Below are 21149 nucleotides of genomic sequence, written 5' to 3'. Positions count from 1 at the left end.
ACATTTAAAAACCGTACGGAACCTTAAGGTTCCGTACGGTTTTTAGACTGTAGACAAACTCTTATAAAGAACTAAAATTCTATAGCGAGATGTTATCAGTTCGCGCTTCCCTGTCTCGCCTCGTCTTCAAAGCGGCAATGTTCCGCGCCGTTACAGCAAAGCTGCAGGGTCGCGACCGATTGCTTTTCGCGGTTCTAAAGCGATTCAAGACGGATTTCGCTTTAAACCGTCTGCATGCCTGGATTTTCGTCACGGTATTACCTAAAAAGCGTCATGTTTCGTTGACTCCTACGGGAAAAGCAACGAAACATGACGCTTTTACCTTCCGATATCACTTTGTCTACACGCAAAAAACCGTACTGCACTTTAAAGTGCAGTACGGTTTTTTGCGTTCATAAAAATTTGAATGGATTCGTATTTGTCGTCGAGACGACCAATTCGACGTCGCGGATTTTTCGTTCCTCAAAACGTTTCTTCAGCTCATTGACGACGCCTTGTTTCATGACTGACTCGACGTGATGTCCAGGATCGACGACTGCTAAGCCGAGCGCCATTGCATCATGGGCGACGTGGAAGTACAGATCGCCCGTCACGAGGACATCTGCCCCGGCAAACGCCGCTGTTGAAACATGTTTATTGCCGTCTCCACCGAGTACGGCGACTTTTTTTATGAGGCGGTCCGATTCTCCCACAAAACGCAGGTTTTCAACACCGAACACATCACGGACATGTTCTGCGAACTGACGTAACGACACTGGTCGTTCGAGGTAACCGATTCTGCCAAGCCCTAACGGCTCAGCTGTCCGCTCCTGGCGCATGATATCATAAGCGACTTCTTCATAGGGGTGCGCTTTTTTCATCGCACGAATCACTTGTTTTTGATTCAGTTCCGTAACGATCGTCTCAATTCGGACTTCAGAAACTCGTTCGACTTGTCCGACATTGCCAATGTAAGGTACTGTCCCAGTCTCAGGTTTAAATTGCCCAGTCCCTACACTATGAAACTGACAGGCGCTGTAAGCACCGATTTGTCCCGCTCCTGCCTTCGTAAGCGCTTCTGATACCTGTTGTACGGCTTCTTGCGGAACGAAGACAACAAGCTTATAGACCGCGTTTTCAAATGTAGGTGACAAAACCGTTGTGTCGGTCAGTCCGATGGCTTCTGCCATCAAATCATTAACACCGCCTTGCGTTACGTCGAGATTCGTATGTGCCGCGTAAACGGCAATCTTATGTTCGATACACTTCATGACGATTCTTCCAGTCGCCGATTGATCGTTGACTTGCGCTAATTTACTAAAAATCGGCGGGTGATGGGCAATGATTAAATCGATGCCTTTTTCAATTGCTTCATCGACGACCGACTCCAAGACGTCAAGCGTCACCATGACACGCTTCACGTCTTTATTCAGCGTACCGATTTGTAGACCGATCGGATCCCCCGGCATCGCAAATTTTTTCGGTGAAAATGCTTCGAACTGTTCGATAATGAATTGACCGTTCGCCATCAGCTCGTCACCTCTTCCATTTTTTCGATCAAGCGGCGGATTGTCGTGATTTTTTCTTGGAGGAGCTCCGAGTCATTCCCACGCTGCATCTGCTCTAAAATAAATTGACGCTTTTGTTGTTCTGCTTGCCATTTTTCAATGAAAGCAGGTGCTTTTTCTCGCATGAGTTGCGGTCCAAATAACAATTCCCACTTCCGGATGTCCGCGTCCTCTGCGTAAATCATTTCTTCTCCTTTTTCTGCAACGAGAATCTCGTAAATCTTTCCATTCTCTTTAACGATGGCTTCCGATAGTAACGCATATCCATGTTCAAGTAACCATTTTCGAACATCGACAGCATCGACGTTCGGTTGAAGAATCAAGCGTTCTTCGCCCGATAAATGCGCCTTCCCTTCCTCTAAAATCGTTGCGATGAGTGTTCCACCCATGCCGGCAATCGTCACAGCCGTTACTTCTCCTGGAGTGAGAACCGTCAAACCACTCCCGAGACGTACTTCAATCTGTTCGTCTAATTGAACAAGCGCGACTTGCCCTTGTGCCGCTTCCATCGGCCCCACATTGACTTCGCCTGCGATGGCACGTTCGACTAAGCCTTGTTGGATACAATAACACGGGACGAATGCGTGATCGGAACCAATATCCGCGAGGACTGCTCCTTGTGGAATATATGAGACTACTTTTTTTAATCGTTGATCTAATGTGACGTGTGTTTGCAATGTATGTCATCCTTCCTCTTTCTAATCCATCTCTTTTTAAAATAGCTGACTTAGCCCAAAAAAGAAATACCGTGCTGTATGGCTTTTCCCAAATTCGTACAAGAAAAAAACACCTATCTCGGAGAAGAGACAGATGTTTTTGACTTATTTCTTTTCTGCAAGCCATTTCGCTAAAACAGTGGCTTCTTCGTCGTTAGCAAGACCCCCAGGCATTTGCCCTTTACCATTCATAGCGATGTCTTTGATTTCTTCTTCTTTCAGCTTCGCACCGACTTTAGTTAAGTTCGGACCTGCTCCGCCTTCGAGATTGCCGCCGTGACATCCTGTACATCCTTTTGATGCAAATAGATCTTCTGGCTTCATTTCAGCTGTTGATGGACCCTTTTCAGCTTCTTTCGCCTGATCTACGCCAAAGTATGACAATGAAATCATGGCAATGATTGCGATGATCGCAATCGCTGCGAACGGTACTAATGGATTACGCATTTGGATTTCCCCCCATATTCTATACCCAACCAAGTTGGTGACTGAATGGTATTCCCCGTTACTATTCTACTGTAAAAAAAACAGAGAAGGAAGAAAAAAACAAAACTTTTTCTTCCTTCTCACCAAATTTTCATATTTTCTTCACACTTTTAAAATCAATCCAAGAAGTCTTTCAGACGTTTTGAACGACTCGGGTGGCGAAGTTTACGTAAAGCTTTCGCTTCAATTTGACGAATCCGCTCGCGCGTAACACCAAATACTTTACCGACTTCTTCAAGCGTCCGTGTCCGACCATCATCAAGACCAAAACGAAGACGTAACACGTTTTCTTCCCGGTCCGTCAATGTATCGAGGACATCTTCAAGTTGTTCTTTCAATAATTCATACGCAGCTGCGTCTTGCGGCGCCGTTGCGTCTTGATCTTCAATGAAATCACCGAGATGCGAATCGTCCTCTTCCCCGATTGGTGTTTCGAGTGACACCGGTTCTTGAGCGATTTTTAAAATCTCACGTACTTTCTCAGGTGTGATTTCCATCTCTTTTGAAATTTCTTCAGGCGTCGGTTCACGTCCTAAGTCTTGTAGGAGCTGACGTTGAACACGAATCAATTTATTGATCGTCTCGACCATATGAACCGGAATCCGGATTGTACGTGCTTGGTCAGCAATCGCACGGGTAATCGCCTGACGAATCCACCATGTTGCGTAGGTCGAGAATTTGTATCCTTTTGTATAATCGAATTTCTCGACCGCTTTGATTAATCCCATGTTTCCTTCTTGAATCAAGTCGAGGAACAACATACCACGTCCGACGTAACGTTTTGCAATCGAGACGACAAGACGTAAGTTCGCTTCAGCAAGACGCTTTTTCGCTTCTTCATCGTTTTGTTCAATTCGTTTTGCAAGTTCGACTTCGTCCTCTGCATTCAAGAGATCGACACGACCGATTTCTTTCAGGTACATCCGGACAGGGTCATTGATTTTAACACCTGGTGGGACAGAGAGATCGTTTAAATCCGCCTCTTCTTTATCGTCACCCGTACCATCGTTGTTTACTTTGATACCTTCAGTCTCTAACAATTGAAGAAACTCTTCAAATTGTTGCGCATCCATCGATTCAAATGAGCTGAGCTTATCTTCGATTTTTTGATGCGATAGTTCCCCATTTTTATGTCCGAGCGCGATTAGTTCATCCTTCGCGAGACGGAGTATTTCTGCTTCTGATCTTGCTTTTTCTGCCATCGAACCATACACTCCTTCCACATCATGCAACAGGTCATCGATCTTTTAAGCGTCGTTTCCGTTCGATGATTGCCTGCATTAGTTCCGCTTGAGCACGGATATCTGTTTGTTGATTCAAACGTGACTTCTCTTCATCGAGTGTCCGTCGTTGTCGTTCATTTTGAACGGCGCGTATATAATGACTCAACAAATCCGGATCGTACTCCGGCATGAGCATAAACTCTAAATCGGCGACGATTCGTTGAAGCGATGCATCTTGTAACATCGTCAAGAAGCGGTCCGGATTTGCCGGAGCACCTGCTCCATAAAACTCATATAATTTACCGGCGATCAGCTGATGCGCCGGATCATTAAAATCGACTCCGAGTTGATCTCGGACTTCCATTCCAACCTCCTCTGACCGAATCATGTAAGCAAGTAAAAAACGTTCTGCCCGCTTCCAGTTCGTAAATGTTCGGTCTTGAGGTGCTGCGACGTTCGTTTGTCGTTCGACGCGACGTTCCTGCTTTACTTTAGGTGCTTGTAACGGTTTCACTTGTGACAATAACGATTCTTTCGATAACTGGAATTCTTCCGCTAGCTTACCAAGATAAATATCTCGAAGCAGAGGATTCGTTGTCCGATTAATCTCCTCAAGCATAGTTTCAATATATCGAACGCGTTCTCCTTCTAATCGCAAGTTTTTTCCTTGACGAAAATAAAAAGATTTGAATTCAAGACTTGAAACCCGTTCTTGTTCCACTAGACGAATAAATGTTTCTTCGGAATGAGTTCCGATGTACGAATCCGGATCTTCTTCATCCGGTAGCCGAATGACGGAACAATCTACCGCAACATCTTCAAGAAGACGTAATGCTTTAATCGTCGCTGCCCGACCGGCTTTGTCTCCGTCATAGCAAATAATGACTTCATCGACGATCCGTCCAAGATTTTGTGCATGGACAGGAGTTAAGGCCGTTCCTAAAGAGGCTACGGTATAGGATATACCCGCTTGAGCGACTCGTACAACATCTAAATTGCCTTCTACGAGCACAACTTGTTTATTTTTACGCATCGCGCCCCGTGCTTGTGCAAAACCGAACAGTAATTCACTTTTATTGAAGAGCGGTGTTTCTGCCGTATTGACGTACTTCGGGTCTCTTCCATCAATGGAGCGTCCACTGAATCCAACAACCGTGCCATCACGATCTGAAATCGGAAAGACGACCCTGCCGTTAAATCGATCGCGATAATCGCCATCTCTACCTACAGAAATCAATCCAGCTTCCACCATTTCATCCAAGTCAAAATTACGCCGGGTCAAGGAGTCGACTGTAAAACGTTCTTGGTCTGGAGCATAGCCGAGTTTAAATTCACGCATCGCCGATTCGCCAATTCCCCGTTTTTCAAGATATTCACGACCGGCGTCACCAGCGGCTGTCTGTAACATGACTTCATGGTACAAATCAGCAACGATTCGATGCGCTTCACGCATCCGGTATTTCTTTTCTTGATCTGGTGTCGATTCAGTCTGATCAGATCGCTCGAACTCCGGTAATGTCACGTCCGTTCGATCAGCGAGTTTCGAGACGGCTTCCGGAAAACTCATCCCTTCCGTTTCCATGACGAAGGTGATGGCGTTTCCGCCCGCTCCACAACCAAAACAATAATACATTCCTTTATCAGGCGAGACCGAAAAAGAGGGGGATTTTTCTGAATGGAATGGACATAACCCTGAATACCGATTCCCTTGTTTTTTTAATTCTACACGTTCAGAGATTAGTTCAACGATATCCGTCGCTTGGCGAACCTGATCGACCAGTTCATCCGGAATTCTTTTCAATCGTCCCACCTCCTCTTCTCAACTCTTATATATATACCCGCAATGAAACGGAACGAATACTCGTTCCGTTTCATTGGAAAAATTGCATCATCTCATTTATCAGCTAGACTAGTATACTACGCAAGTACTTTCTTGACTAGTCATGTGCCTTTCCTGAAATTCCCGTCAAAATCAAGTTCGCTGTTTCTTCAACTGCCTTATTTGTCACATCGATGATTTGACAGCCAATCCGCTCATACAATTTTTTCGCATAATCAAGTTCACGATTGATGCGATCGATTTGTGCGTAGGCAGCTTCCGGTTTCAAACCAAGCGAACGTAACCGTTCCATCCGGATATCAATCAACTTCTCAGGAGAAATCAATAATCCGAAACACTTTTCTTTCGGAATATCGAAAAGTTCTTCTGGTGGTACAGATTCCGGAACGAGAGGAACATTCGCAACTTTGTACCGTTTCAAAGCAAGGTATTGTGAGAGAGGAGTCTTCGACGTTCGTGAGACACCAATCAAGACGATATCAGCCCGTTTAATTCCGCGTGGATCCCGACCGTCATCATACTTCACAGCGAATTCGACCGCTTCGATTTTCCGGAAGTATTCCTCATCCAAACGATAAATTAGCCCTGGCTCTTCTTTCGGTTGCATCCCGAGTCGATCTTCCATCGTATCAAGCAACGGTCCAAGTAAGTCGATTGCTTCGACTTCGTGAGCCTTCGCCGTCTCCGCAAGCAAACGACGGTGCTTCGCATGGACGATCGTATAAACAATCGTCGCCCGCTCTTCTTTCGCATGCAAAACGAGATCATAAATCACTTGATCGTCATCGACGAATGGGATCCGGACTGTTTCAATCGCCCGCTCCGGAAATTGAATCGCTGCTGCACGAACAACAAGTTCACACGTTTCACCCACTGAATCACTGACTACATAAATACGTTGTCTCATCTGTGAGCCTCCTCTTAAATTTCTTCATCTCTTGCTAACGCGACCAGTACTTTCGTCATGTTCGTCTTCGTCATCCGTCCGACGACTTTCAGGATGCCATCACTGTTTTCAACGACAGGCATCGAGTCGATTTGTTTTTCGATCAACTTCATCCCGGCCCCGATCAATGTTTCCGTTTTCTCACACACTGTCAAGTTCGGCATCCGCGTCATGATGATATTAACGGGCAATGAATCGAGTTCTTGGTTCCCGATTGCAGCTCGTAAAAAGTCTTTTCGTGATAAGACACCAACGAGTGCATGATCATTGCCAACGACGAAGAGCGAACCGACATCTTCTAAGAATAAGTGAACGATTGCGTCGTAAACGGTCATACTCTCATGAATCACCTTGGCAGAAGACATGAACTCGCCGACTGTCAACGTGTCGAGTTTCTCATGAAGCATCGAGGCGTTCTTTTTACCAACATACATATACCCGACGCGCGGACGCGCTTCGAGCATTCCTGTCATCGTCAAAATCGAGAGATCTGGTCGTAATGTCGCCCGCGTCAAGGAGAGCTCGGACGCAATTTGCTCTCCTGTGATCGGACCATTTTCTTTGACGATTTGGAGTATCTTTTTCTGCCGTTCATTTAACTTCATCGGCTCATCCGTCCTTTGTTTACACTAAAGTGAGTGCATTGAATCGTGCGACCGCTTGAATCGCGTCCGCGAAACGTTTCATTTCGCTTAAACGGTTCGATCGAATCGCATCGTCTTCTGCCATGATCATCGTCCCATCAAAATAGGCTGTAATGGCTGGAACCGTTGATTCAAGTGCGCCCATCGCTGTTTCGAAATCAGATTGCTCTACTGCCGCTGCGACTTGTGGAATGACCTGTTCGATTCGTTCATGTAAAGTACGTTCCGCTTCATTTTCAAAAAGCTCCGGATTGATAGTAACGACCGTTTCCGCTTTTTTCGAGATGTTGAGTACACGGCTCAACTGTTCGACTGTTTTCTTGAATGTGTCCCGTTGCGTCGCCGCTTCAAGCATTGCTGCTCGTTTTTCATTCGCTCCGACCGTCATATCAAGTTGAAGTGCTGCTTCAACGACGTCATGACGATACCCTTTTTCCGATAAACGGAACTTGAGGCGTTGACTGAAGAATTCTTGCATCGCCACTTTTACTGATTCTGCATCTGTCTGATAAAGACCTGCTTTAATTTGAGCTGTCACGACGAAATCAATCAGTTCAACGAGTGTCATTTGGATATTGCGATCCGCTAAGACTTGGACGATTCCCTGAGCCTGGCGGCGTAACGCATAAGGATCGGCAGAACCGCTTGGAATCATACCAACACCGAAGAAGCCAGCGACGCTGTCCAACTTATCGACGACGGCAAGTAGCGTCCCGGTTGGTGTCGCCGGACTTTCATCCCCAGCGAAGCGTGGCATGTAGTGCTCGCGGATCGCCGCTGCGACTTCCTTGTCTTCTTGTTTCATGTTTGCATAACGCTCGCCCATCAAACCTTGGAGCTCCGTGAACTCATAGACCATCTGACTGACGAGATCGAATTTATAGATATGACCGGCACGATCGACTTTCGTTCTGTCGGCTGAGAAGCGGTCTGCAAGCGCAAGCGCCATCTCACGTACGCGGCGAACTTTTTCACCCGTCGTTCCAAGTTTTTCATGGAAGACGATTTTGTCGAGACGGGCTGCTTGTGCGTCGATATCCGCTTTCTTATCTTCTTCGTAGAAGAATTGCGCATCGGCAAGACGGGCACGAATGACTTTTTCATTTCCGCGGGCGACGTTCTCGATGTGTTGCGCGTTCCCGTTACGCACCGTCACGAAATAATGCAGTAACGTACCATTACGTTTTACAGGGAAGTAGCGTTGGTGCTCTTTCATCGTCGTGATTAAGACTTCTTCCGGCAATTCAAGGTACGCTTCGTCAAACGCACCGAATAAGGCAGTTGGATATTCGACGAGGTTCGTGACTTCTTCAAGCAGTGACGCATCGATCGGTACTTCGAATTGTTCTGATTGTGCTAGTGCTTCGATTTGTTCTTCAATCATTTGGCGGCGTGCTGCATAACTGACGATGACATGCTCACCAGCCAATGCTTCGACATACGCATTCGGACGTAAAATCGTGATGTCTTGACCAAGGAAACGATGGCCACGTGACGTTCGTCCTGTTTCGACTGATGCGACTTCGAACGGAATGACTTGATCGTCAAGTAAGGCAATCAACCAACGGATCGGACGCATGTAACGGAGCGGTTGTGTACTCCAGCGCATGTTTTTCGGGAAGTTCATCGCCTCGATCACTTGTTTTAGCCCCGTCAATAACGTCGCTGTTTCTTGTCCTGCTTCCTTACGCGTCGCATAGATGTATTCGACTCCTTTTTCTTCACCAAGGAATAGATCATCTGTCGTCAATCCTTTTCCACGAGCAAATCCTTCCGCCGCTTTCGTCCAGTTCCCGTCCGCATCTTGCGCGATTCGTTTAGCTGGTCCTTTTAACGTTTCTTCCAAATCCGTTTGGCGTTCCGCGATTCCTTTAACGAGAACAGCGAGACGGCGCGGTGTTGAAAAGGCTTCGACTGTATCAAATGTAATCCGTGCTTCTGTCAAAAATGTCGTTACACGTTCCTTCAGTTGTGTTTCAGACTGCAAGACGAAGCGTGCCGGCATTTCTTCGAGACCGATTTCAAGTAATAATTCATGCATGTGATTCACCAGCTTTCGATTTAATCAATGGGAAACCTAAACGTTCCCGCTCTTCGATGAAACTTTGAGCACAACGGCGCGACATGTTCCGGACACGGTGGATGAATCCTGTTCGTTCCGTCACGGAAATCGCTCCTTTTGCATCGAGCAAATTAAAGGTATGTGAGCATTTTAAGATGTAGTCATACGCCGGGAACACAAGGTTTTCGTCGAGCGCCCGGTTCGCTTCTTTTTCATACTGATCAAACAATGTGAACAACAAATCAACATCTGATGTCTCGAACGTATATTTGGAATGTTCGAATTCTGGTTGATAGAAGATATCGCCATAGCGGAACCCGTCCGTCCAGACTAAGTCAAAGACACTTTCGACATCTTGAATATACGACGCGAGACGCTCGATACCATACGTGATTTCCACTGCAATCGGATTACATTCAATTCCACCAACTTGCTGGAAATATGTGAATTGCGTGATTTCCATCCCGTTCAACCAGACTTCCCAGCCAAGACCTGCTGCACCAAACGTCGGGTTTTCCCAGTTGTCTTCGACAAAACGAATGTCGTGTTCAAGCGGATTGATGCCGAGGAGTTCTAGACTTTGTAAGTAGAGTTCCTGAATGTTGTCAGGAGACGGTTTCATGATGACTTGGAATTGATGATGTTGATACAACCGGTTCGGGTTTTCCCCGTATCGTCCGTCAGCCGGGCGACGTGACGGCTCTGTATAACAAACGTTCCACGGTTCTGGTCCTAAGCTCCGTAAGAATGTCATCGGGTTCATCGTCCCGGCACCTTTTTCTACATCATATGCTTGCATCGTCAAACAACCTTGTTCCGCCCAAAATTTCTGTAACGTCAAAATCATGTCTTGTACTGTCATTTTCAAGAGATCCACCTCCAAAATTTATAAGGAAACACAAAAACGTCCCTATGTACAACATGGTTGTACATAGGGACGAGACAAGCCCGCGGTTCCACCCTACTTGCATGCGTAGCATGCCACTCTTTTACGGGAACACTCAAAAATGCCGTTCACACCCGTTTCATATCCAGCTCACACTATCCTGGAATCGCTTGAATGAAGAGGAGGTGCTACTCCTTTTTCTCATCGTGTTCGTTTAGTTAGTTCTTCCGCACTCATTCTACCGAACGTACGCGTAGTCTGTCAATCATTCTCAAGGTTGAGCAATTGATCGAGAACGCGCTTCGATCGTAACCGAAGTCCACTATAACGTTCCATGTAGGCATCCATGATTTGACGCAGTAATCGTTTCGTTTCCGGCTTGACCGTGACCGTACCGATCCGTGAAAAATCATAGACGGAAAAGACATAGAGCATCTTTGCAACTGACTCCTGCAAGAATACGGCATACTCATCTTCATGACGATGGCGCTTACAGAGCAGTCCGCCATGGTTCAGCGAAAAGGCGAAAGGTGCTTCCGTACTCCTGCAAATCGTACAGCCGTTTAAGTGCGGAGCGATACCAAGATGACGCAACAAGCGTAGTTCAACAATGAACGATACGACATCCGGATCAAGTCCTTCGTCCATCGCCTCCAGTCCGTCGACGAATAAATCATACAACGTCGGATAGGCGACGCGTTCGTCAAGTGCCTTATCCGCAAGTTCGAGCAGGTACATCGCATATGACATCAAGAGGACATCTTGCCGGATATGTGAATACCCGGTGATGACATCCGCTGATTTTAATTGACCGAGTCCACGTGACCTCGGGTAGACATAGACCGCCCGAATAAACGGCTGACTTGCTGCATTAAACCGGCTACCCGGTTTCTTCGCACCACGAGCCATGACGGCGAGCTTTCCGTATTCACGCGTCAGCAACGTGATGATTTTATTCGATTCACCATACACGACCGTTCGTAATACGAGCCCTTCCGCCTTATCAATCATCGCTTAATACTCATCGTCGCGGAAGCCGAGTTCACGCAATTGTCCGGCTTTGTTACGCCAGTCTTTTTGCACTTTGACCCATAGGTTCAAATAGACTTTCGTTCCGAGAAGCATTTCGATGTCCGTCCGTGCTTCAGACCCGATTTCCTTGAGGAGTGCCCCACGTTTCCCGATGATGATGCCTTTTTGCGAATCACGTTCGATTAAAATCGTCGCGTGGACGTCGACCATATTGCCGTCCTCACGTGTTTTGATTTGATCAATCGCAACTGCGATCGAATGTGGTACTTCGTCTCGTGTTTTTTGTAAGACTTTTTCGCGAATCATTTCCGAGATAATAAAGCGTTCCGGATGATCCGTTACTTGATCGGCTGGATAATACATCGGTCCTTCTGGTAAAAGTTTCGCAATCTCACCGAGGAGCGGTTCAACATTATTACCTTGAAGAGCAGAAATCGGCACGACCGCTGCAAACTCTAATTCGTCTTTATACGACTCAATGATTGGCGGAATGTCATTCGGATGAATCAAGTCGACCTTGTTCATGACGAGAATGATTGGCGTATCAAGGCCTTTCAACTTCTCGATGATGAAGTCGTCGCCTTTTCCTTTTGGCTCCGTCACGTTGATCATGAAGAGAATCGCATCGACTTCACGCAAAGCGTTTGTCGCAACTTTCATCATGAAGTCACCGAGCTTATGCTTTGGTTTATGAATTCCTGGCGTATCGATGAAGACCGTCTGCACATCATCCGTTGTGTAAACACCTTGAATCTTGTTTCGTGTCGTCTGTGGCTTATCTGACATGATTGCAATTTTTTGACCGATGACACGGTTCAAAAACGTCGATTTCCCGACATTCGGACGACCGATGATCGAGACGAATCCCGATTTAAATCCTTCTTTAAACATTGAGATCTCCCTTCGTGAACGCACCTGGTAACAATGCGCCAACGGTTGTTTCTGTGACATCACCTGTTAAGTTCGTCAAATAGATTGGCATATCTGCATCACACATTTCGAACAGGACTTGGCGGCATTGTCCGCATGGTGCTACTGGACCTTCCGTGTCTGCTACGACAGCCATCGCTGCATATTCACGTGCATCTTGTGCCCATGCTGAGAAGACGGCTGTCCGCTCTGCACAGTTGCAGAGACCGTAAGCGGCGTTTTCGATGTTACACCCGTGGAAGATTTGTCCGTCTTTTGTTAAGAGAGCAGCTCCGACTTGGAACTTCGAATATGGAACGTACGCTTTTTCGCGTGCAATTTTAGCTTGTTCGAGTAATTGTTCTGTTTTCATGTCATTTTTCCCCTTTTAGCAACTTTGTTGGCCAAAAAAGGCCGGATTCTTATTGTACCAAATATGGGACGAAGATGCATAGTGCAATCACAATTGATGTAAGCGCCAACACTAAAACTGCACCGCTTGCGATGTCTTTTGCCGCCTTGGCTAACGGATGCCACTCTTTCGTCACTAAATCGACCGTTCTTTCAAAAGCTGTATTCAGCATTTCCGCACCTAGAACGGTACCGATCGTTAAAAATAAGATGGCACGTTCAACGGACGAAAGTGGGAAATAAAATGCTGCAATCGTGACGACTAGTCCGAGAACAAAATGAACTTTCATATGTCGTTCTTCTCGAACGGCTTGTCGGATGCCCGCTAGCGCATGGACAAACGGAACCCACCAGGACTTCACAACTCGCCTCGATACAACTCGAAGTGATGTAGAATTTCCTCCTGACGTTTTGTCATGACTTCTTCATCTGCCTTTTCGATGTGGTCATACCCTAACAGATGTAAAAAACCATGGACGGCTAGAAAACCAAGTTCCCGCTCAAACCGATTTCCATATTCAGCCGCTTGTTCCCGACACCGTTCGACGGAAATGATTAAATCACCCAGTACAACGGGTTCGTCTTCTAGTAATTGAAAGTCAATTTCATCTTCTCCGAGCTCATCCATCGCAAACGAAATGACGTCCGTCGCTTGATCTTTCCCACGCCAGTCGCGATTGATTTCTCTGATTTCTTCATTCGTCACGAATGTGACGGACAGCTCACTATTGACTTCGACTTCTTCTTGTTTCGCAGTATAAATAAGAATCGATTCGACTAAGCGCTGCTGTTCCTCGCTCAATAAGTTTCCCTCGTCTGTCATATAAGTATTCATTTCGTTTCCTCTTTCTTTAATTCAGGATATTCAATCCGTTCGTGGAACAATCCCGAAAGCGTATGACACGCACTTTCCCCGACACGATAAATGTCACGTGTCGTAATGTCACATTCCGCGAATTGATCGTCGAGCATCTTCTCTCGAATAATTTTCGAGACAAGATCACGAATCCCCTCTTCAGTCGGAGACTTCATCGAGCGGACAGCTGCTTCAATCGAATCCACAATCATGATGACTGCCGCTTCTCGTGTCTGTGGTTTCGGTCCACTGTAACGGAATTCCGCTTCGTTGACTTCACCTTGCTCCGTTGCTTTTACATAGAAGTAGCGGAGTAACGACGTACCGTGGTGCTCTTGGCAAATCGCGACGATTGCCCCCGGGATTTTTGCTTCTTGTAAGAGTTCTACTCCATCATCCGTATGCGCTAAAATAACACGCGCCGACTCGATTGGTGTCAATCGATCGTGCGGATTACGGCCATGTTGATTTTCGATGAAATAAAGCGGACGGCGGGTTTTCCCAAGGTCATGATAATAAGCACCAACTCGCGCAAGTAACCCATCTGCCCCGATTGCTTCACATGCCGTTTCAGCTAAATTCGCGACCATCATACTATGATGATACGTTCCTGGTGCTTCGACCAGTAATTTCTTTAATAACGGATGTGTAGGATTTAACAGTTCTAATAACCGTGTCGGAGCCAAGATTCCGAAAGTCATTTCTAAAAATGGTAACAAACCAATCGCGAAGATAGCACTCAATACGCCGCTCGCGATCGCAAACGCCGTTAACGTTAGCGTTTCCTGAAGTTCAAGTTGCCCACTGCGCATCAATAAGAAGGTAAAGAAGACAACGATGTTCGCAGCAGAAATCATTAAACTACTCAAGAAAATCCGTCGTCGTGACAAACTCGATTGTAAAAAGAATGTCGCGACGAGTCCGCCTACCACTAAGTAAATCGCAATGTTAAAACTAAAGTTTTGGTTCGTGCTATAGAAAAATGTGCCGGCAAGCGCCATAAAGAGTGTGCTGGACAAGGCGATTCGTTCATTCAGCAAATTTCGTAAAACGAGTGCCGCGAATGCCGTCGGTGTCAACAAGTACAGTACAGGATTGATATCCTCTGCCAAAAACGCCATTCCGTATGTCACGACAAGTTGCAAAATCACGACAAGATAGACAAGACCGAACAAACGTACTTTACCCATCTTCGCGTATCGAAGATTTGAACGAGCGATGAATCCATACAACAGCAACGTCATTAAACCACTCAAAAGTAACGTTCCTAACAATGGTTTGAACGACTTCCGGTCAGAGATCAATCCGACAAGCTTAAGCTGACGGTATTCATCTTGCGAAATCACTTCACCACGCTTAACGATAACCTCCCCTTCAGAAATGATGACAGGTTCGACTTTATCGCTCGTTTGATTTCGTAATTGCTCCGTCTTCTCAGGGTCATACACGTAGTTCGTGACAATCAATTGATCGGTCAATGCCTTACTGACCGCTTTTAATGAAAAAGATAATGGTGTTCGGTCGATGTCGAGCCGTGCATTCTCACGCGCTTCTGCTAACTCTCCGTCCTCAGAAGAAATCCGCTGTTTCATTGCTTCTTCAATTGCCGTAATCACCGCGTCACGTGTCGTGCTTCGAACGGACGAAGAAGACGTCGCAAGCAAACGCAATTCATCATCTTTCAATAAATCAGCCGCCTCTGTATTTCGAAGCCGCTGCTTAATCCGTCCGATGTCTTCTGCCTTCGTTATACCTTTTAAGCTCGCAAAGAGTTGTTCCACCTTATCAATTTGTTGCGATGCATATTCTTTTTTGACCGTATACTGACTGTCAATCGCAGCTACGGTATTTTCTTTAATCTGTCTGGTCGCTTCACGGTCTTCGATGGTCAAAGGAGATCGGATATCTTCTTCCGCGATAGAGAAGGCTTCTGCCGCCAAAGCTTCCGGACGAACGGACACATACATCATCGTTGACACGATGATGTAAAATCCAATCGTCAGCAAGCTGATCCACAGTCCTATTTTCCGCATGTCTTAGTCCCCTTCCCCTTACTTTCATGGTTGAGTTTCAGCCGATTTCTTGGCTGTACGCATCAATGATTTTCCGGACAAGTGGATGACGAACGACATCAGCAGAACTGAAGTGTTCAAAATGAATGCCTCGAACATCACCTAACAAATTCAAGGCTTCTTGCAATCCAGAGGCTTTTCCCCGAGGCAAGTCGACTTGCGTCAAATCTCCTGTAACAATCATTTTCGAATGAAATCCGAGTCGCGTCAAAAACATTTTCATTTGTTCTTTTGTCGTATTTTGAGCTTCATCCAAGATGACGAAGGCATGTTCGAGCGTTCGTCCACGCATGTAGGCAAGTGGAGCAATTTCAATCACACCGCGCTCTAATAAGCGCGCCGTATGTTCGACACCTAACACATCATGGAGCGCATCGTATAACGGACGAAGGTAAGGATCGACTTTTTCTTTTAAGTCCCCCGGTAAGAAACCTAGACTTTCACCAGCTTCAACAGCAGGACGTGTAAGGACAAGCCGTTTCACATGCCCCTCTTTCAGGGCTTTCGCCGCCATGACGACAGCTAAATACGTTTTCCCTGTCCCGGCAGGTCCGATTCCGAACGTTAAATCGTATTTCTCAATCCCGCGTACATAACGTGCTTGACCTAGTGTTTTTGCACGTAATGGTTTTCCTTTATGATTCGTATGAACGACGGTGTCATATAATTCAAGTAATTCATCGACTCGATTTTGTCGTGCCAATTGAATTGCACTTGTTGCGTCACGCTCCGTTAAAACTGCCCCACGATTCACGAGCTGTGTGAGAACGCCGATGACTTGTGTCGCCAGTCTAATCGAGTCCTCCATTTCTGCTTGAACAACCAATTCATCACCTCGATGAACGAGCTGAACATCAAGTTCTGCCTCCATTGTTTTAAGCACCGCATCATTCGGTCCAACGAATGCTTGCGTCTGATCTGAATTCGAGAATGCGAATGGAATTCTTTCATTAAATATCACGTTATGATTGGCCTCCTAATGATGGACAACAGTATGTCATCGCCACAAATCTATTCTCTTCTACTTTAGCATTTCCTAATAATAGATGGAAAGAAAAACCCATCTTGTTGAAACACCTAAAAAGGTCAGCTCCCCTTAAAATTAGGAAGCTGACCTGTTCTTATGAATGGGGTGTTTTCGTTTTACGTTTTGAAACGGGTGGACCGAGGACTTCACTCCAGATGATGGCACGACGTGCTTCTTCTTGCGTCGTTTGCATCCCTGTTTTCTTGACCGCTTTCGTCCCGATTGCTCCTTCGGCGATTGACCCCTTGATTTCTCCGATATTCGTACTCGTTTTAGAAACCAGTTGACGATCCGTATGCCGTTGCATGTCCGTTCGACGATCTTCTAACAGCGGACGTTGCTGTTTCTTTTTTACAGCCGGCGGTGCATCATCCTTCGTCATCGCTTCCGCCTGCCCCACCATGTTCTTCACATAATCCCCAAACTCTTTTGATGGCGTCCTTGTCGGTTGGTTAGCTTTACTTTTATCTGCCGCTTTAGAAATGACAGAAATGACGCCAAATGCCACCATTAAACCGACCCAGATTAAACTTCCCATCCTACATCATCCTTTATTGTGAGTCATTCGGCGAAGACTGACCACCAATTGCCTGGCGCATCTTCGTATCTGCTGTCACGTTGAGGTAATTCGCATAATCCATCACGCTGAAGTTTCCGTCACGAAGCGCTTCCGAAATCGCAAGCGGGACTTCCGCTTCGGCTGCAACAACTTTCGCTCGCATTTCTTCGACACGTGATTTCATTTCTTGTTCGCTCGCAATCGCCATCGCACGACGCTCTTCCGCTTTCGCTTGGGCGATGTTTTTATCCGCTTCCGCTTGATCCGTTTGAAGAACAGCACCGATATTTTTCCCGATATCGATGTCCGCGATATCGATTGATAGAATTTCGAACGCCGTACCGGAATCAAGGCCTTTCGCAAGAACCGTTCGTGAAATCATTTCCGGATTTTCAAGCACTTCTTTTTGATCGTGACACGAACCGATTGTCGAAATGACACCTTCGCCGACACGGGCGATGACTGTTTCTTCACCCGCACCACCGACAAGACGGTCAATGTTAGCCCGGACTGTGATTCTTGCTTTTGCTTTTACTTCAATCCCGTTCATCGCAACACCTGCGATGAATGGTGTTTCGATGACTTTTGGATTAACTGACATCTGTACTGCTTCAAGCACGTTTCGTCCTGCCAAATCAATCGCGGCCGCACGTTCGAAACTAAGTTCGATGTTTGCACGATGCGCGGCAATCAACGCATTGACAACACGATCGACGTTACCACCGGCAAGAAAATGACTTTCAAGTTGGTTCGTATTCAAGTTTAAGCCAGCTTTGACGGCTTTAATTAACGGATTGACGATTTTAGATGGTGTGACGCGACGTAAACGCATTCCAACGAGTGTGAAAATCGAGACGCGGACGCCGGCCGCCAAAGAACTAATCCACAGTGGGATTGGAACGAGCGTAAAGAAAATTGCGAGGAAGATTAAGACTCCTCCGGATATGAGTAGGACCGTTAACAGTTCAGGTGTCATGTGATTGACTCCTCCTTCGTAGTTTGGACTCGAACGACGACGCGTCCGTGTGTCACTTCTTTGACGATAATTCGCTCACCAGAGCCGATAAAATTCCCTTCAGTCACTGCATCGATCCGATTCCCATCGATTTCAATCGTTCCAGCAGGTCGTAAAGGCGTCAAACTGATACCTTCCTTGCCATTGAGTTGAACTTTCTCTTCATGTGACAAATACCCTTTTTCCGACGATGTCGAATCCGTCAAAATCAAACCTCTCCATAACAATGACTGGTTGGATTTGATTCTTCGGTATGCCCAGTATCCTGCCGCCAGCGACAAAAATACGGATAGACCTATCGCAAGGCCGACTTGACCGACCGTCGCACCCGCCATGATCAGGCTCGCGAGGACAGCACCGATACCCACAACTCCAAAGATACCGAATCCTGTGACGAATATTTCGATCAGCAACATGACGACACCGACCAAGAAGACCGCTAAAATCATCCCTAAGCTAAAAGACATTACTCCGTTCACCCCTTTTTATCAGAATCAGACGCTTCTCCCCTTTTGAAACACATTTCTTTGTTACTCTTATTATATACGCTTTCACCCATTAAAAGGTTTCACAACTCTTTTAATTTCTAATTATTCCGATAATATGTGTCAAAAAAACAAATAAAAAAGGTATCCCGAGGGATACCTTCAAAATTGATCAATTTAATTGTTGTTTAACAAGTCGATTAATCAAAGCACCGTCCGCCTTGCCCTTAAGCTGCGGCATGACGACACCCATTACTTTCCCCATATCAGAAGGAGCAGAGGCACCCGTCTGTGCAATAGCTGCATCAACGATTTCCTGAACTTCTTCTTGAGAAAGTTGTTTTGGCATATAAGCTTCGAGCACGATAATCTCTGCTTGAATCTTCTCGACGAGGTCGTGACGATCAGCGCTTTCGAATTCTCGGAGGGAGTCGTTGCGCTGTTTCATCTCACGTGAGAGTATAGTTAGCTCTTCCTCATCAGTTAATTCTTGCTTACCGAGTTTAATCGCTTCATTTTGCAGGGACGACTTCACCATCCGAATCGTCGTCAGACGATCTTTCTCACGCGAACGCATGGCTTCCTTCATATCCGCTGTCAAACGCTCTTGAAGACTCATGAGGATACACCCTCTCTAACGTTAGAACTTCTTACGCTTACGCGCAGCCTCCGATTTAAGCTTACGTTTTACACTTGGCTTTTCGTAGTGTTTACGTTTACGAACTTCAGCAAGCGTACCATCTTTTGAAACACCACGTTTGAAGCGACGAAGTGCGTCTTCAAGTGATTCATTTTTACGTACACGAGTTTCCACTAGTTTTCCCTCCCTCCGATATTACCGACTAAAGGAAACGTGTCAGACACGTCATATAACATTATAGTAGGAATGTACAGAATGGTCAATAGTTGATTGACATGTTCTCATTACATCCTTGATATGTTCCTTTTTGTTCCTTTCTATAGTCTCATGTCGTCCCATTATTTACAACAGATTCATCTGTTTTACCTAAAAAAACGCGGCACTTTTTGTAAGCGCTTTCTTAAGATCATTAAAATGTTTTGTCAAAACAGTGAATGATGTGTCAAAATATAAACAGTTATCTGAAAAAGGAGTTGGTATTATTTATGAAAGAAGCAAAACGAGTCATCTGGGGTCTTCTCATCGGTATCGCCTTAGGACTTGTCCTAGCCGCTCTACCTGACAAGACGATTTACGAAAAATTAAATATGTATGCCTTACAACCAATCGGGACGATTTTCTTGAACCTGATTAAAATGCTTGTTGTACCGATCGTCTTCTTCTCCATTTCCCTCGGTGTCATGGGTCTCGGGAACCCAAAAGAATTGGGTCGTGTCGGCGGAAAAGCCATCGGGTTTTTCTTATCGACGACAGCAGTTGCGATCATCATCGCACTTGGTCTTGCCTTATTAATCAAACCGGGCGAACGTGGTACTTTCCAGACTGAAGGGCTCTCAAAGGCAACCGGTGAGATTCCTGATACAAGTATCATCAATACGATCGTCGGGATGTTCCCGACAAACCCGATCACGGCGATGGCGGAAGGTAACATGCTCCAAATCATCGTCTTCAGTGTGTTCGTCGGGTTCGGAATTACGTTCTTAGGTAAGAAAGCAGCAACGCTTCGTTCGTTCATCGAACAAGGCAATGACTTGATGACGTACTTAATCACACTCGTCATGAAAATGGCGCCGCTCGGAGCTTTCGCCTTGATCGCTTCAGCCGTTGGTTCATTAGGTCTTAAATCATTAGAAGCAATGTTCGCGTATATGTCGATCGTCGTCTTATCATTAATCGTCCATTCATTATTCACATATGGTTCTGCCGTCTCTTTGATCGGAAAAATGAATCCGATCTTCTTCTTCAAGAAGTTTGCACCCGTCATGATGTTCGCCTTCTCGACATCTTCGTCGAACGCAACACTTCCGGTCGCGATGCAAACGGCGCAACGTGAACTTAAAGTACCACGGTCTGTCTCAAGTTTCGTTCAACCGCTTGGTGCGACAATCAACATGGACGGAACAGCAATCATGCAAGGGGTCGCGACCGTCTTCATCGCGCAAGTCTATAATGTCGATTTAACACCAGGACAACTCGCGACGGTCGTCTTGACTGCCGTCCTCGCGTCGGTCGGAACAGCTGGTGTGCCTGGAGTCGGCCTCGTCATGCTGACGATGGTCCTCCAGTCGGTCAACCTTCCCGTCGAAGGAATCGCCTTAATCATCGGGGTCGATCGTCTACTCGACATGATGCGGACTGCCGTCAACGTCACTGGTGACGCTGCTTGTGCCGTCATCGTAGCGAAATCGGAAGAAGGTAACTTAAAAGATAAGGAAGTCGAAGACGAGCGCTACGCGTAAGTTTTCCGCTTGATGAAAAAAGGTCGTCCCTACCGTGAATCACTCATGGTAGGG

At 46.2% G+C, this 21149-nt stretch carries 22 protein-coding genes; 1 reads left to right on the top strand and 21 read right to left on the bottom strand.

What is annotated here, in order from left to right; all coding sequences use genetic code 11:
• Positions 1–392 precede the first annotated feature (392 nt).
• The 21 genes from KNQ05_RS08580 to rpsU form a co-directional block, all read right to left on the bottom strand.
• Complete coding sequence (locus KNQ05_RS08580) at positions 393–1508, bottom strand: Nif3-like dinuclear metal center hexameric protein (protein WP_214805164.1); 1116 nt, start codon at positions 1506–1508, stop codon at positions 393–395.
• Positions 1508–2224 carry a tRNA (adenine(22)-N(1))-methyltransferase gene (locus KNQ05_RS08575; protein WP_088836560.1) on the bottom strand — a complete coding sequence of 239 codons (717 nt, stop codon included), beginning with the start codon at positions 2222–2224 and terminating at the stop codon, positions 1508–1510. Before KNQ05_RS08575 ends, KNQ05_RS08580 begins: the two co-directional genes overlap by 1 nt.
• Positions 2225–2368: 144 nt before the next feature.
• Positions 2369–2710 (bottom strand): cytochrome c550, encoded by a 342-nt coding sequence (gene cccA / locus KNQ05_RS08570; protein ID WP_029332948.1) that lies wholly within the window; start codon positions 2708–2710, stop codon positions 2369–2371.
• A gap of 155 nt (positions 2711–2865) precedes the next feature.
• Positions 2866–3951, bottom strand: coding sequence for an RNA polymerase sigma factor RpoD (gene rpoD / locus KNQ05_RS08565; RefSeq protein WP_012369736.1), 1086 nt, complete (start codon positions 3949–3951; stop codon positions 2866–2868).
• A 34-nt stretch (positions 3952–3985) separates the two neighbouring features.
• A complete protein-coding gene (dnaG, locus tag KNQ05_RS08560; RefSeq protein WP_353048324.1) occupies positions 3986–5782 on the bottom strand; it encodes a DNA primase in 1797 nt (598 codons plus the stop codon).
• A 127-nt stretch (positions 5783–5909) separates the two neighbouring features.
• A complete protein-coding gene (locus KNQ05_RS08555) occupies positions 5910–6719 on the bottom strand; it encodes a pyruvate, water dikinase regulatory protein (RefSeq protein WP_029332946.1) in 810 nt (269 codons plus the stop codon).
• A gap of 14 nt (positions 6720–6733) precedes the next feature.
• Entirely contained in the window at positions 6734–7363 is a 630-nt protein-coding gene (ccpN, locus tag KNQ05_RS08550; protein ID WP_029332945.1) for a transcriptional regulator CcpN, read from the bottom strand.
• A 19-nt stretch (positions 7364–7382) separates the two neighbouring features.
• Positions 7383–9443, bottom strand: coding sequence for a glycine--tRNA ligase subunit beta (glyS, locus tag KNQ05_RS08545; protein WP_214800967.1), 2061 nt, complete (start codon positions 9441–9443; stop codon positions 7383–7385).
• A complete protein-coding gene (gene glyQ / locus KNQ05_RS08540; protein WP_029332943.1) occupies positions 9436–10326 on the bottom strand; it encodes a glycine--tRNA ligase subunit alpha in 891 nt (296 codons plus the stop codon). Before glyQ ends, glyS begins: the two co-directional genes overlap by 8 nt.
• A 285-nt stretch (positions 10327–10611) precedes the next feature.
• On the bottom strand, positions 10612–11361 hold the full coding sequence (gene recO, locus KNQ05_RS08535; protein WP_214805157.1) for a DNA repair protein RecO: 750 nt from the start codon (positions 11359–11361) through the stop codon (positions 10612–10614).
• 3 nt (positions 11362–11364) lie between these two features.
• On the bottom strand, positions 11365–12273 hold the full coding sequence (gene era / locus KNQ05_RS08530; protein ID WP_214805155.1) for a GTPase Era: 909 nt from the start codon (positions 12271–12273) through the stop codon (positions 11365–11367).
• Positions 12266–12664, bottom strand: a complete 399-nt coding sequence (locus KNQ05_RS08525) for a cytidine deaminase (protein WP_214769902.1) — start codon at positions 12662–12664, stop codon at positions 12266–12268. The genes era and KNQ05_RS08525 overlap by 8 nt, the downstream gene beginning before the upstream one ends.
• Before the next feature lie 49 nt (positions 12665–12713).
• The gene (locus tag KNQ05_RS08520) at positions 12714–13064 is read right to left on the bottom strand and encodes a diacylglycerol kinase family protein (protein ID WP_088836557.1); all 351 of its coding nucleotides are present in this window, start codon (positions 13062–13064) and stop codon (positions 12714–12716) included.
• Positions 13061–13537, bottom strand: a complete 477-nt coding sequence (gene ybeY / locus KNQ05_RS08515; protein ID WP_029332938.1) for an rRNA maturation RNase YbeY — start codon at positions 13535–13537, stop codon at positions 13061–13063. Before ybeY ends, KNQ05_RS08520 begins: the two co-directional genes overlap by 4 nt.
• Positions 13534–15591, bottom strand: coding sequence for an HD family phosphohydrolase (locus KNQ05_RS08510; RefSeq protein WP_214765424.1), 2058 nt, complete (start codon positions 15589–15591; stop codon positions 13534–13536). Before KNQ05_RS08510 ends, ybeY begins: the two co-directional genes overlap by 4 nt.
• Before the next feature lie 37 nt (positions 15592–15628).
• On the bottom strand, positions 15629–16591 hold the full coding sequence (locus KNQ05_RS08505) for a PhoH family protein (protein WP_088836555.1): 963 nt from the start codon (positions 16589–16591) through the stop codon (positions 15629–15631).
• A 160-nt stretch (positions 16592–16751) separates the two neighbouring features.
• Positions 16752–17195: a hypothetical protein gene (locus KNQ05_RS08500; RefSeq protein WP_214765428.1), complete on the bottom strand. Its 444-nt coding sequence runs from the start codon at positions 17193–17195 to the stop codon at positions 16752–16754.
• A 13-nt stretch (positions 17196–17208) separates the two neighbouring features.
• A complete protein-coding gene (floA, locus tag KNQ05_RS08495) occupies positions 17209–18192 on the bottom strand; it encodes a flotillin-like protein FloA (RefSeq protein ID WP_029332934.1) in 984 nt (327 codons plus the stop codon).
• Entirely contained in the window at positions 18189–18698 is a 510-nt protein-coding gene (locus KNQ05_RS08490) for an NfeD family protein (protein WP_034801219.1), read from the bottom strand. The genes floA and KNQ05_RS08490 overlap by 4 nt, the downstream gene beginning before the upstream one ends.
• 190 nt (positions 18699–18888) lie before the next feature.
• Positions 18889–19335, bottom strand: a complete 447-nt coding sequence (locus tag KNQ05_RS08485) for a GatB/YqeY domain-containing protein (protein WP_029332932.1) — start codon at positions 19333–19335, stop codon at positions 18889–18891.
• Positions 19336–19356: 21 nt separating this feature from the next.
• Positions 19357–19530 carry a 30S ribosomal protein S21 gene (gene rpsU / locus KNQ05_RS08480; RefSeq protein ID WP_012369719.1) on the bottom strand — a complete coding sequence of 58 codons (174 nt, stop codon included), beginning with the start codon at positions 19528–19530 and terminating at the stop codon, positions 19357–19359.
• Positions 19531–19841: 311 nt separating this feature from the next.
• Between rpsU and KNQ05_RS08475 the strand changes: the two genes are divergently transcribed.
• Positions 19842–21095, top strand: coding sequence for a dicarboxylate/amino acid:cation symporter (locus KNQ05_RS08475; protein ID WP_214805153.1), 1254 nt, complete (start codon positions 19842–19844; stop codon positions 21093–21095).
• Positions 21096–21149: the final 54 nt, after the last annotated feature.

Origin of the sequence: Exiguobacterium sp. s125, assembly GCF_018618605.1 — a bacterium.
Lineage (GTDB): Bacteria > Bacillota > Bacilli > Exiguobacteriales > Exiguobacteriaceae > Exiguobacterium_A > Exiguobacterium_A oxidotolerans.
The sequence above is the reverse complement of the archived record's forward strand: the minus strand, read 5'-3'. Positions and strand labels throughout refer to the sequence as shown.

What these genes read in the sequence shown, in the direction of transcription:
- KNQ05_RS08580 (WP_214805164.1), bottom strand. Translation starts at nt 1,508, where the DNA reads ATGGCGAACGGTCAATTCATTATCGAACAGTTCGAAGCATTTTCACCG.
- cccA (WP_029332948.1), bottom strand. Translation starts at nt 2,710, where the DNA reads ATGCGTAATCCATTAGTACCGTTCGCAGCGATTGCGATCATCGCAATC.
- rpoD (WP_012369736.1), bottom strand. Translation starts at nt 3,951, where the DNA reads ATGGCAGAAAAAGCAAGATCAGAAGCAGAAATACTCCGTCTCGCGAAG.
- KNQ05_RS08555 (WP_029332946.1), bottom strand. Translation starts at nt 6,719, where the DNA reads ATGAGACAACGTATTTATGTAGTCAGTGATTCAGTGGGTGAAACGTGT.
- ccpN (WP_029332945.1), bottom strand. Translation starts at nt 7,363, where the DNA reads ATGAAGTTAAATGAACGGCAGAAAAAGATACTCCAAATCGTCAAAGAA.
- glyS (WP_214800967.1), bottom strand. Translation starts at nt 9,443, where the DNA reads ATGCATGAATTATTACTTGAAATCGGTCTCGAAGAAATGCCGGCACGC.
- glyQ (WP_029332943.1), bottom strand. Translation starts at nt 10,326, where the DNA reads ATGACAGTACAAGACATGATTTTGACGTTACAGAAATTTTGGGCGGAA.
- recO (WP_214805157.1), bottom strand. Translation starts at nt 11,361, where the DNA reads ATGATTGATAAGGCGGAAGGGCTCGTATTACGAACGGTCGTGTATGGT.
- era (WP_214805155.1), bottom strand. Translation starts at nt 12,273, where the DNA reads ATGTTTAAAGAAGGATTTAAATCGGGATTCGTCTCGATCATCGGTCGT.
- KNQ05_RS08525 (WP_214769902.1), bottom strand. Translation starts at nt 12,664, where the DNA reads ATGAAAACAGAACAATTACTCGAACAAGCTAAAATTGCACGCGAAAAA.
- ybeY (WP_029332938.1), bottom strand. Translation starts at nt 13,537, where the DNA reads ATGAATACTTATATGACAGACGAGGGAAACTTATTGAGCGAGGAACAG.
- KNQ05_RS08510 (WP_214765424.1), bottom strand. Translation starts at nt 15,591, where the DNA reads ATGCGGAAAATAGGACTGTGGATCAGCTTGCTGACGATTGGATTTTAC.
- KNQ05_RS08500 (WP_214765428.1), bottom strand. Translation starts at nt 17,195, where the DNA reads ATGGGAAGTTTAATCTGGGTCGGTTTAATGGTGGCATTTGGCGTCATT.
- floA (WP_029332934.1), bottom strand. Translation starts at nt 18,192, where the DNA reads ATGACACCTGAACTGTTAACGGTCCTACTCATATCCGGAGGAGTCTTA.
- KNQ05_RS08490 (WP_034801219.1), bottom strand. Translation starts at nt 18,698, where the DNA reads ATGTCTTTTAGCTTAGGGATGATTTTAGCGGTCTTCTTGGTCGGTGTC.
- KNQ05_RS08485 (WP_029332932.1), bottom strand. Translation starts at nt 19,335, where the DNA reads ATGAGTCTTCAAGAGCGTTTGACAGCGGATATGAAGGAAGCCATGCGT.
- KNQ05_RS08475 (WP_214805153.1), top strand. Translation starts at nt 19,842, where the DNA reads ATGAAAGAAGCAAAACGAGTCATCTGGGGTCTTCTCATCGGTATCGCC.